Origin of the sequence: Streptomyces sp. NPDC059861, from assembly GCF_042731435.1 — a bacterium.
Taxonomy (GTDB): Bacteria; Actinomycetota; Actinomycetes; order Streptomycetales; family Streptomycetaceae; genus Streptomyces.
The window spans coordinates 107,582-118,537 of record NZ_JBHWJQ010000024.1; the positions used below are offsets into that span (position 1 = coordinate 107,582).

9 protein-coding genes are annotated in these 10,956 nt (G+C 70.5%); 1 reads left to right on the forward strand and 8 read right to left on the reverse strand.

Annotated elements, in window-relative coordinates:
* Window positions 1-160 precede the first annotated feature (160 nt).
* The 8 genes from pyrF to pyrR form a co-directional block, all read right to left on the reverse strand.
* A complete protein-coding gene (gene pyrF / locus ACFV6X_RS21855; RefSeq protein WP_385385871.1) occupies window positions 161-1,003 on the reverse strand; it encodes an orotidine-5'-phosphate decarboxylase in 843 nt (280 codons plus the stop codon).
* Window positions 1,000-2,106: a quinone-dependent dihydroorotate dehydrogenase gene (locus tag ACFV6X_RS21860; protein ID WP_385385873.1), complete on the reverse strand. Its 1,107-nt coding sequence runs from the start codon at window positions 2,104-2,106 to the stop codon at window positions 1,000-1,002. Before ACFV6X_RS21860 ends, pyrF begins: the two co-directional genes overlap by 4 nt.
* Before the next feature lie 68 nt (window positions 2,107-2,174).
* Complete coding sequence (gene carB / locus ACFV6X_RS21865) at window positions 2,175-5,483, reverse strand: carbamoyl-phosphate synthase large subunit (RefSeq protein WP_385385875.1); 3,309 nt, start codon at window positions 5,481-5,483, stop codon at window positions 2,175-2,177.
* Window positions 5,476-6,618 carry a glutamine-hydrolyzing carbamoyl-phosphate synthase small subunit gene (gene carA, locus ACFV6X_RS21870; protein ID WP_365449219.1) on the reverse strand — a complete coding sequence of 381 codons (1,143 nt, stop codon included), beginning with the start codon at window positions 6,616-6,618 and terminating at the stop codon, window positions 5,476-5,478. The genes carB and carA overlap by 8 nt, the downstream gene beginning before the upstream one ends.
* The gene (locus ACFV6X_RS21875; RefSeq protein ID WP_385385877.1) at window positions 6,615-7,184 is read right to left on the reverse strand and encodes a hypothetical protein; all 570 of its coding nucleotides are present in this window, start codon (window positions 7,182-7,184) and stop codon (window positions 6,615-6,617) included. The genes carA and ACFV6X_RS21875 overlap by 4 nt, the downstream gene beginning before the upstream one ends.
* Window positions 7,181-8,467: a dihydroorotase gene (locus tag ACFV6X_RS21880; RefSeq protein ID WP_385385879.1), complete on the reverse strand. Its 1,287-nt coding sequence runs from the start codon at window positions 8,465-8,467 to the stop codon at window positions 7,181-7,183. Before ACFV6X_RS21880 ends, ACFV6X_RS21875 begins: the two co-directional genes overlap by 4 nt.
* Before the next feature lie 5 nt (window positions 8,468-8,472).
* Complete coding sequence (locus ACFV6X_RS21885; protein ID WP_385385881.1) at window positions 8,473-9,447, reverse strand: aspartate carbamoyltransferase catalytic subunit; 975 nt, start codon at window positions 9,445-9,447, stop codon at window positions 8,473-8,475.
* Between the two features lie 106 nt (window positions 9,448-9,553).
* On the reverse strand, window positions 9,554-10,114 hold the full coding sequence (gene pyrR, locus ACFV6X_RS21890) for a bifunctional pyr operon transcriptional regulator/uracil phosphoribosyltransferase PyrR (RefSeq protein ID WP_385385883.1): 561 nt from the start codon (window positions 10,112-10,114) through the stop codon (window positions 9,554-9,556).
* Between the two features lie 276 nt (window positions 10,115-10,390).
* Between pyrR and bldD the strand changes: the two genes are divergently transcribed.
* A complete protein-coding gene (bldD, locus tag ACFV6X_RS21895; RefSeq protein WP_018570201.1) occupies window positions 10,391-10,894 on the forward strand; it encodes a transcriptional regulator BldD in 504 nt (167 codons plus the stop codon).
* Window positions 10,895-10,956: the final 62 nt, after the last annotated feature.

Below are 10,956 nucleotides of genomic sequence, written 5' to 3' on the forward strand. Positions count from 1 at the left end.
CCCCCACTCGTCGGAGACTAGCGGTCAAGTCCGCCAGAGTCAGCGAGAACAGCGGAAAAGTCCTGGTCAGCCTCTGTCAGGACAGGATATTTCAGACATACTGCCCTGGATTTGAGGATGTATCCAGCCTCAAGCCCTCCTCGAACCCTGGTCGGGGCATTCAGGCCGCCGCCACCGCGGCCCGGATCTCCTCCGCGAAACGATCCGCGGCGGTACGCAGAGCGACCACGTCGGGACCGTGCCGCAGCACGCCCCGGCTGACGTTCGGCACGACATTGCGCACGGCGGCCCCGAAGACCCCGGGCAGGTCGGCCGGAGTGGCCCCCTGGGCACCGATGCCGGGTGCGAGCAGGGGACCGTTGACGGCGAGGTCGTACGACGAGAGGTCACCGAGGGTGGCGCCGACGACCGCGCCGAAGGAGCCCATCGGCTCCTCCCCCGCGTTCTCGGCGGCCAGGTGGGCCAGTACGGTCGCGCCGACGGTACGGCCGTCGGCGCGCACCGCGTGCTGGACCTCGGCGCCCTCGGGATTGGAGGTCAGGGCCAGCACGAACAGGCCCGCGCCGTTTGCCCGCGCCAGCTCCACGGCCGGCTTCAGCGACCCGTAGCCGAGGTACGGCGAGACGGTCAGCGCGTCGGAGAACAGCGGGGCGTCCTTGCGCAGGAAGGACTCGGCGTACGCGGCCATGGTGGAGCCGATGTCGCCGCGCTTGGCGTCCATGACGACCAGCGCGCCGGCCGCCCGCGCCTCCTCGACGGCCTTCTCCAGCACGGCCACGCCGCGCGAGCCGAAGCGCTCGAAGAAGGCGCTCTGCGGCTTGAGGACGGCGACCCGGTCGGCCATCGCCTCGACGACCGTGCGGCTGAACCGCTCCAGGCCGGCGACGTCGTCGTTCAGGCCCCAGTCGGCGAGCAGGGAGGCGTGCGGGTCGATGCCGACGCAGAGCGGGCCGCGTTCGTCCATGGCGCGGCGCAGGCGTGCGCCGAAGGGTTCCAGGCTCATGTGGCCTTCCTCACATCGGCGCCGACGGCGTCGGCGAGCGTGGCGTACGGGCTCGTGCGCAGGCGGGCGGCGAGGCCCTTGTGGATCGCGCGGGCCCAGAAGGGCCCCTCGTAGACGAAGGCGCTGTATCCCTGCACCAGGGTGGCGCCGGCCAGGATGCGCTGCCAGGCGTCCTCGGCGTTCTCGACGCCGCCCACGCCGATCAGGGTGATGCGGTCGCCCACGCGCGCGTACAGGCGGCGCAGCACCTCCAGGGAGCGGGCCTTCAGCGGGGCGCCGGAGAGGCCGCCGACCTCCTTGACCAGCGAGGGGTCGGCCTTCAGGCCCAGCCCCGCGCGCGCGATGGTGGTGTTCGTGGCGATGATCCCGTCCAGGGCCAGCTCGACGGCGAGGTCGGCGACGGCGTCGACGTCCTCGTCGGCCAGGTCGGGCGCGATCTTCACCAGGAGCGGGACGCGCCGGGAGGTGACCATGCGGTCGGCGGCCTCGCGGACGGCGGTCAACAGGGGCCGCAGGTGGTCGACGGCCTGCAGGTTGCGCAGCCCCGGCGTGTTGGGCGAGGAGACGTTCACGACGAGGTAGTCGGCGTACGGCGCCAGCCGCTCCGCGGACTTCACGTAGTCCAGGACGGCCTCGGCCTCGGGGACCACCTTGGTCTTGCCGATGTTGACGCCCACGACGGTCCGGAAGACCGGCTCACGCGCCGCCAGGCGGGCGGCGACGGCCAGCGAGCCGTCGTTGTTGAAGCCCATGCGGTTGATCAGCGCGCGGTCCGGGACCAGCCGGAACAGCCGCTTCCCGGGGTTGCCGGGCTGCGCCTCACCCGTCACCGTGCCGATCTCGACGTGGTCGAAGCCCAGCATCGACATGCCGTCGATGGCCACGGCGTTCTTGTCGAACCCGGCGGCGAGCCCGAAGGGGCCGTGCATGCGCAGGCCGAGGGCCTCCGTGCGCAGCTCCTTGTACCGGGGTGCCAGCACGGCCGCGACGAAGGTGCGCAGCACGGGGACGCGGACGGCGAGGCGGATCCAGCGGAAGGCGAGGTGGTGCGCCCGCTCCGCGTCCATGCGCCTGAAGACGAGACTGAAGAAGATCTTGTACATGTGTCCTCACGAAGACGGGTGTCCTCACGAAGAGGGGGACACCGTTTCCGGTGTCCCCCTCAGAGCGGTCAGTCGCGGGCCGCGGTCAGCACTTCCGCGTGTTCCTGGAGCGATCGGACGCCCACGCCCCCGTGGTTGAGCGCGTCGATGCCCTGGACGGCGGCGGCGAGCGCCTGGACGGTCGTCAGGCACGGCACGGACCGCGCCACGGCCGCCGTACGGATGTCGTAGCCGTCGAGGCGGCCGCCGGTGCCGTACGGGGTGTTGACGATGAGGTCGACCTCGCCGTCGTGGATGAGCTGGACGATGGTCTTCTCGCCGTTCGGGCCGGTGCCCTCGGACTGCTTGCGCACGACGGTGGCGTGGATGCCGTTGCGCTTGAGCACCTCGGCCGTGCCGGACGTGGCGAGCAACTCGAAGCCGTGCGCGACCAGTTCACGCGCGGGGAAGATCATCGAGCGCTTGTCGCGGTTGGCGACCGAGATGAACGCGCGGCCCTTGGTGGGCAGCGGGCCGTAGGCGGCGGCCTGCGACTTGGCGTACGCCGTGCCGAAGACCGAGTCGATGCCCATGACCTCGCCGGTGGAGCGCATCTCCGGGCCGAGGACGGTGTCCACGCCGCGCCCCGAGGTGTCCCGGAAGCGGCTCCAGGGCATCACGGCCTCCTTGACGGAGATCGGCGCGTCCAGCGGCAGCTCGCCGCCGTCCCCCTGGGCGGGCAGCAGGCCCTCGGCGCGCAGCTCCGCGATGGTCTCGCCCAGCGAGATCCGGGCGGCGGCCTTGGCCAGCGGCACCGCGGTCGCCTTCGACGTGAAGGGGACCGTGCGGGACGCGCGGGGGTTGGCCTCCAGGACGTAGAGGATGTCGCCGGCCATGGCGAACTGGATGTTGATCAGGCCGCGGACGCCGACGCCCTTGGCGATCGCCTCGGTCGAGGCGCGCAGGCGCTTGATGTCGAAGCCGCCGAGCGTGATCGGGGGCAGGGCGCACGCCGAGTCGCCGGAGTGGATGCCGGCCTCCTCGATGTGCTCCATGACGCCGCCGAGATACAGCTCCTCACCGTCGTACAGCGCGTCGACGTCGATCTCGATCGCGTCGTCGAGGAACCGGTCGACCAGCACCGGCCGGGAGGGGCTGATCTCGGTGGATTCGGCGATGTACGACGACAGCCGGGCCTCGTCGTAGACGATCTCCATGCCGCGGCCGCCCAGGACGTACGACGGGCGGACGAGGACCGGGTAGCCGATCTCGTCGGCGATGGCCTTGGCCTCGGTGAAGGTGGTGGCCGTGCCGTGCTTGGGGGCCGGCAGGCCGGCCTCCTTGAGCACCTGGCCGAAGGCGCCGCGGTCCTCGGCGGCGTGGATGGCCTCGGGGGGCGTGCCGACGATCGGCACGCCGTTGTCCTTCAGCGCCTGCGCCAGGCCCAGCGGGGTCTGGCCGCCGAGCTGCACGACCACGCCCGCGATCGGGCCGGCCTGCCGCTCGGCGTGCACGATCTCCAGCACGTCCTCCAGCGTGAGCGGCTCGAAGTACAGCCGGTCGGAGGTGTCGTAGTCCGTGGAGACGGTCTCCGGGTTGCAGTTGACCATCACGGTCTCGAAGCCGGCGTCGCTCAGCGCGAACGAGGCGTGCACGCAGGAGTAGTCGAACTCGATGCCCTGGCCGATGCGGTTGGGGCCGGAGCCCAGGATGATCACCGCGGGCTTCGCACGCGGCGCGACCTCGGTCTCCTCGTCGTAGGAGGAGTAGAAGTACGGAGTCCGCGCGGCGAACTCGGCGGCGCAGGTGTCGACCGTCTTGTAGACGGGGCGGACGCCGAGCGCGTGCCGGACCTCGCGGACGACGTCCTCGCGCAGGCCGCGGATCTCGCCGATCTGCTGATCGGAGAAGCCGTGCCGCTTGGCCTCCGCGAGCAGGTCCGAGGTCAGCTCCGGCGCGCTCGCCAGCTCGTCGGCGATCTCCTTGATGAGGAAGAGCTGGTCGACGAACCAGGGGTCGATCTTCGTGTACTCGAAGACCTCCTCGGGCGTCGCGCCCGCGCGGATGGCGCCCATGACGGCGTTGATCCGGCCGTCGGTCGGGCGCACCGCCTCGCGCAGCAGCTCGGCCTTGTCGCCGGGCTCGCCCACGAAGGTGAACTGGCTGCCCCTCTTCTCCAGCGAGCGCAGTGCCTTCTGGAAGGCCTCGGTGAAGTTGCGGCCGATGGCCATGGCCTCGCCGACCGACTTCATCGTGGTGGTCAGGGTCGAGTCGGCCTGCGGGAACTTCTCGAAGGCGAAGCGGGGCGCCTTGACGACGACGTAGTCCAGGGTCGGCTCGAAGGACGCCGGGGTCTCCTGGGTGATGTCGTTGGGGATCTCGTCGAGGGTGTAGCCGACGGCCAGCTTGGCCGCGATCTTCGCGATCGGGAAGCCGGTCGCCTTGGAGGCCAGCGCGGACGAACGCGACACACGCGGGTTCATCTCGATGACGATCACCCGGCCGTCGACCGGGTTGACGGCGAACTGGATGTTGCAGCCGCCGGTGTCGACGCCGACCTCGCGGATGACGGCGATGCCGATGTCGCGCAGGATCTGGTACTCGCGGTCGGTGAGCGTCATCGCGGGCGCGACCGTGATCGAGTCGCCGGTGTGCACGCCCATCGGGTCGAAGTTCTCGATGGAGCAGACGACCACGACGTTGTCGTTCTTGTCGCGCATCAGCTCCAGCTCGTACTCCTTCCAGCCGAGGATGGACTCCTCCAAAAGCACCTCGGTGGTCGGGGAGAGCGTCAAGCCCTGACCGGCGATGCGGCGCAGCTCCTCCTCGTCGTGCGCGAAGCCGGAGCCGGCGCCGCCCATGGTGAAGGACGGGCGGACCACGACCGGGTAGCCGCCGAGCTCCTCGACGCCGCCGAGGACGTCGTCCATGGAGTGGCAGATCACCGAGCGGGCGGACTCGCCGTGCCCGGTCTTGCGCCGGACCTCCGCCACGACGTCCTTGAACTGGTCGCGGTCCTCGCCCTTGTGGATCGCCGCCACGTTGGCGCCGATCAGCTCGACGCCGTATTTCTCCAGCACGCCGTTCTCGTGCAGCGAGATCGCCGTGTTGAGCGCCGTCTGGCCGCCCAAGGTGGGCAGCAGCGCGTCCGGCCGCTCCTTCGCGATGATCTTCTCGACGAACTCCGGCGTGATCGGCTCGACGTAGGTCGCGTCGGCGATCTCCGGGTCGGTCATGATCGTCGCCGGGTTGGAGTTCACGAGGACGACGCGCAGGCCTTCGGCCCTCAGGACGCGGCACGCCTGGGTGCCGGAGTAGTCGAACTCGGCGGCCTGGCCGATGACGATCGGGCCGGAGCCGATGACCAGGACGGACTGGATATCGGTGCGCTTAGGCACGCTGGCCCTCCATGAGCTTCACGAAGCGGTCGAACAGGTAGGCGGCGTCGTGCGGGCCCGCTGCCGCTTCGGGGTGGTACTGGACGCTGAAAGCCGGCTTGTCGAGGAGCTGGAGACCCTCCACCACGTTGTCGTTGAGGCAGACGTGGGAGACCTCGGCGCGGCCGAAGGCGGTGTCGGACACCTGGTCGAGCGGGGCGTCGACGGCGAACCCGTGGTTGTGCGCGGTGACCTCGACCTTCCCGGTCGTACGGTCCTGCACCGGTTGGTTGATGCCGCGGTGGCCGTACTTCAGCTTGTAGGTGCCGAAGCCGAGGGCGCGGCCCAGGATCTGGTTGCCGAAGCAGATGCCGAACAGCGGTGTGCCACGCTCCAGGACACCCCGCATCACGGAGACCGGGTGGTCGGCGGTGGCCGGGTCGCCCGGGCCGTTGGAGAAGAACACGCCGTCGGGGTTCACGGCGTAGACGTCCTCGACGCTCGCCGTGGCGGGCAGCACGTGCACCTCGATGCCGCGCTCGGCCATCCGGTGCGGGGTCATGCCCTTGATGCCGAGGTCGACGGCGGCGACGGTGAACTTCTTCTCGCCGATCGCGGGGACGACGTACGGCTCGGTGGTGGCGACCTCGGCGGCGAGGTCGGCGCCCTTCATCTCGGGGGCCTGACGCACCTCGGCGAGCATGGTGCCCTCGTCGGGCAACGCGTTGCCGGAGAAGATGCCGACGCGCATGGCGCCTCGCTCCCGCAGGTGCCGGGTCAGCGCGCGGGTGTCGATGCCGGAGATGCCGACCACGCCCTGCCGGCGCAGCTCCTCGTCCAGCGAGCGGCGGGACCGCCAGTTGGAGGGCACACGGGCGGGGTCGCGGACGACGTAGCCCGCGACCCAGATGCGCCGGGACTCGGCGTCCTCGTCGTTGACGCCGGTGTTGCCGACGTGCGGGGAGGTCATCACGACGACCTGGCGGTGGTACGACGGGTCGGTGAGGGTCTCCTGGTAGCCGGTCATGCCGGTGGAGAACACGGCCTCGCCGAAGGTCTCCCCCACGGCCCCGTAGGCGCGGCCGCGGAAGACCCGGCCGTCCTCCAGGACGAGTACGGCGGGGACCTTCGTGGTTCCCCCTGTGGAGGTCGTCATCGTTCGGCGCCTTCCGTGGTGCTGGTCTTGATCATGGAATTGATTGCGTCGACCCACTCGTTGTGCTCGGCCGCGCGGTCGGAGCGGAACCCTGAGTCGATCAGCCGCTCGCCGTGCGCCCAGGTCACGACGAGCAGTCCGCCCTCGGTGAGGACCTTGCCGGCGATGCCCTTGTCCAGCCGGGCCTCGCGCAGTGCCGCCGTGGGGACGAAGAAGTCGCTCGCCCCGGGGCGTACGACGTCCAGGCCCGCGTCCGTCAGCGTGAGCTCGACCCGGCTGCGGGTGCCCAGGCCGTGCGCCACGATGCGGTCCAGCCACTGACCGGCGGTGGTGGAGCCGTGGTAGCGGCCGGTCAACGTCAGTTTCGCCGTGCCGGGCTCTTCCGGCGCGCCGGGCAGCTCGGGCAGGTCGCCCTGGAGCGTGCCGCGCCACTTCCAGCCCTCGCGCATCAGCCAGTAGACGAGCGCGACGAACAGGCCGAGGCCGACGACCCAGCCGATGCGGGCGGCCCAGTCGGTCACTTCCGCCGATTCCTTACCGGCGGCGAGCAGGATTACAGGTGTCACGTGAGCTTCCCGTCGACGAGCGTGGCCTTGCCCCGGAGCCACGTGTGCGTGACACGGCCCGGCAGCTCGCGGCCCTCGTACGGAGTGTTGCGGCTGCGCGAGGCGAAGCCCGCGGGGTCCACGGACCCACGGTATGCCGTGTCCACGAGGGTGAGGTTCGCGGGCTCACCTGCCGAGACGGGCCGTCCGTGCCCCGCGGCCCGCCCGATCCGGGCCGGCGCGAAGGACATCCGGTCCGCCACGTCCGCCCAGCCGAGCAGCCCGGTGTCGACCATCGTCTCCTGGACCACCGACAACGCGGTCTCCAGGCCGACCATCCCCATCGCGGCGGCGGCCCACTCGCAGTCCTTGTCCTCGTGCGGGTGCGGGGCGTGGTCGGTGGCGACGATGTCGATCGTGCCGTCGGCCAGCGCCTCGCGCAGCGTCAGCACGTCCCGCTCGGTGCGCAGCGGCGGGTTCACCTTGAAGACCGGGTCGTACGTGCGCACCAGCTCGTCGGTGAGGAGGAGGTGGTGCGGGGTGACCTCGGCGGTGACCCGGATGCCGCGGGACTTGGCCCAGCGCACGATCTCGACGGACCCGGCGGTCGACAGGTGGCAGATGTGCACGCGGGAGCCGACGTGCTCGGCGAGCAGGACGTCCCGGGCGATGATCGATTCCTCGGCCACCGCGGGCCAGCCGCCGAGGCCCAGCTCGGCGGAGACGACGCCCTCGTTCATCTGGGCGCCCTCGGTCAGCCGCGGCTCCTGCGCGTGCTGGGCGACGACCCCGTCGAAGGCCTTCACGTACTCCAGCGCCCGGCGCATCATCACGGCGTCCTCGACGCACTTGCCGTCGTCGGAGAAGACGGTGACGCCGGCCGCCGACTCGTGCATGGCGCCCAGCTCGGCGAGCTTCCTGCCCTCCAGGCCTACGGTGACGGCGCCGATCGGCTGCACATCGCAGTAGCCGTGCTCCTGGCCGAGCCGGTAGACCTGCTCGACCACGCCGGCGGTGTCCGCCACGGGGAAGGTGTTGGCCATGGCGAACACGGAGGTGTAGCCGCCGGAGGCGGCAGCGCGCGTGCCGGTCAGCACGGTCTCGGAGTCCTCACGGCCGGGCTCGCGCAGATGGGTGTGCAGGTCGACCAGGCCCGGCAGGAGCACCTTGCCGCCTGCCTCGACGACCTCGGCGCCCTCGGCCGCCAGGCCGGTGCCGACCTCGGCGACGACCGCGCCGTCGATCAGCACGTCCTGCGGCTCGCCGCCGAGCACCTTCGCACCACGGATCAGGATCTTGCTCATCTTTCTTACTTCTCCTCGGTACGGGTGGTGGTGGCGGGTTCGTTTCCACCGAGCAGCAGATACAGAACGGCCATCCGGATGGAGACTCCGTTTGCGACCTGCTCGATCGCGGTGCAGCGGTCCGAGTCGGCGACCTGGGCGGTGATCTCCATGCCCCGGACCATCGGGCCGGGGTGCATGACGATGGCGTGCTCGGGCATCCTCGCCATCCGGTCGCCGTCCAGGCCGTAGCGCCGCGAGTACTCGCGCTCGGTCGGGAAGAACGCGGCGTTCATGCGCTCGCGCTGCACGCGCAGCATCATCACGGCGTCGGACTTGGGCAGCGTGCTGTCGAGGTCGTAGGAGACGTGACAGGGCCAGGTCTCGATGCCGACCGGCAGCAGGGTGGGCGGGGCGACGAGCGTCACCTCGGCGCCGAGGGTGTGCAGCAGGTCGACGTTGGAGCGGGCGACCCGGCTGTGCAGGACGTCGCCGACGAGGGTGACGCGCTTGCCGGCCAGGTCGTGGCCGAGCCCGGCGTCCCGGCCGACCAGCCGGCGGCGCATGGTGAAGGCGTCGAGCAGTGCCTGGGTGGGGTGTTGGTGGGTGCCGTCGCCGGCGTTGATGACGGCCGCGTCGATCCAGCCGGAGTTGGCCAGCCGGTACGGGGCGCCGGAGGCGCCGTGCCGGATGACGACCGCGTCGACGCCCATGGCCTCCAGGGTCTGGGCGGTGTCCTTCAGGGACTCGCCCTTGGAGACCGAGGACCCCTTGGCGGTGAAGTTGATGACGTCGGCCGACAGCCGCTTCTCGGCGGCCTCGAAGGAGATCCGGGTGCGGGTCGAGTCCTCGAAGAAGAGGTTCACCACGGTGCGGCCGCGCAGGGTCGGCAGCTTCTTGATCGGCCGGTCGGCGACCCGGGACATCTCCTCGGCGGTGTCGAGGATCAGGACGGCGTCGTCGCGGGTGAGGTCGGCGGCCGAGATGAGATGGCGCTGCATCTTTTCAGGCTCCGTAAGGCAGTTCATCGGGAGAATTCGGGCAACCAGGGGCACGCCGGGGCGTGCCGAGTCGGCGCACGGCAGCAGAGCCGTACGCCTTCCGTTGCTACCGGGCGGTCTGCTTCACACCGAGCAGCACGGTGTCGCGACCGTCCTCCTCGGCGAGCTGGACCTTGACCGTCTCCCGCAGCGACGTGGGGAGGTTCTTGCCGACGTAGTCGGCACGGATGGGCAGTTCGCGGTGGCCTCGGTCGACGAGGACCGCGAGCTGGACCGCGCGTGGGCGACCGATGTCGTTCAGTGCGTCGAGGGCGGCGCGGATGGTGCGGCCGGAGAAGAGGACGTCGTCGACGAGGACGACCAGCTTGCCGTCGATGCCGTCACCGGGGATGTCGGTGCGGGCCAGCGCGCGCGGTGGGTGCATGCGCAGGTCGTCGCGGTACATCGTGATGTCCAGCGAACCGCACGGGACTTTGCGCTCGGTGATCTCTTCCAGCTTCACCGCGAGGCGCTGGGCGAGGAAGACGCCCCGGGTCGGAACGCCGAGCAGCACCACGTCGTCGGCGCCCTTGGCGCGCTCGACGATCTCGTGGGCGATGCGGGTCAGTACCCGCGCGATGTCGGGGCCTTCGAGCACGGGCCGCGCATCGGTCTCTTGCGTGTCCATACGAAACGGACCTCCTTCTCCGCCTCACGGGACGGACCTTAAAGGACGTCGGGATTGCGCCATCCACCGTAGCAGGCCGTGGCGACACCCCAGATCACCCCCCACAGGGTCACCGGATCACCCACTCGGCCCAATCGGCGATCGATACCACGGAAGAGTCGGTGCGGACCATTCGGCTTGACGCAGGAGAGTAACGCTGCGTAACCTCACAGTGAGTTACCAGCCGCGCGGCATGGAAACACACCAGTCGCGTCGACACAGTGTCCGGGGAGCCATATGTCCAGCGAATACGCCAAACAGCTCGGGGCCAAGCTCCGGGCCATCCGCACCCAGCAGGGCCTTTCCCTCCACGGTGTCGAGGAGAAGTCACAGGGACGCTGGAAGGCGGTAGTGGTCGGGTCCTACGAGCGCGGCGACCGCGCGGTGACCGTGCAGCGCCTTGCCGAGCTGGCGGACTTCTACGGCGTTCCCGTCCAGGAGCTTCTCCCGGGTACGACCCCTGGTGGCGCCGCCGAGCCGCCGCCCAAGCTGGTCCTGGACCTGGAGCGGCTGGCCACGGTGCCGGCCGAGAAGGCGGGCCCCCTGCAGCGGTACGCGGCCACGATCCAGTCGCAGCGCGGTGACTACAACGGCAAGGTGCTCTCGATCCGCCAGGACGACCTGCGCACCCTCGCCGTCATCTACGACCAGTCGCCCTCGGTCCTCACCGAGCAGCTGATCAGCTGGGGTGTGCTGGACGCGGACGCGCGTCGCGCGGTGGCCTCGCACGAGGAGGCCTGAGCCCCTCTGCCGCTTCAGCAGAAACGTGCCGCCGGGGTGGCCGGAACTTCACGGTTCCGGCC

Coding starts and splice junctions, on each gene's coding strand:
- pyrF (WP_385385871.1), bottom strand. CDS start 1,003: ATGAGCCTGGAACCCTTCGGCGCACGCCTGCGCCGCGCCATGGACGAA.
- ACFV6X_RS21860 (WP_385385873.1), bottom strand. CDS start 2,106: ATGTACAAGATCTTCTTCAGTCTCGTCTTCAGGCGCATGGACGCGGAG.
- carA (WP_365449219.1), bottom strand. CDS start 6,618: ATGACGACCTCCACAGGGGGAACCACGAAGGTCCCCGCCGTACTCGTC.
- ACFV6X_RS21880 (WP_385385879.1), bottom strand. CDS start 8,467: ATGAGCAAGATCCTGATCCGTGGTGCGAAGGTGCTCGGCGGCGAGCCG.
- ACFV6X_RS21885 (WP_385385881.1), bottom strand. CDS start 9,447: ATGCAGCGCCATCTCATCTCGGCCGCCGACCTCACCCGCGACGACGCC.
- pyrR (WP_385385883.1), bottom strand. CDS start 10,114: ATGGACACGCAAGAGACCGATGCGCGGCCCGTGCTCGAAGGCCCCGAC.
- bldD (WP_018570201.1), top strand. CDS start 10,391: ATGTCCAGCGAATACGCCAAACAGCTCGGGGCCAAGCTCCGGGCCATC.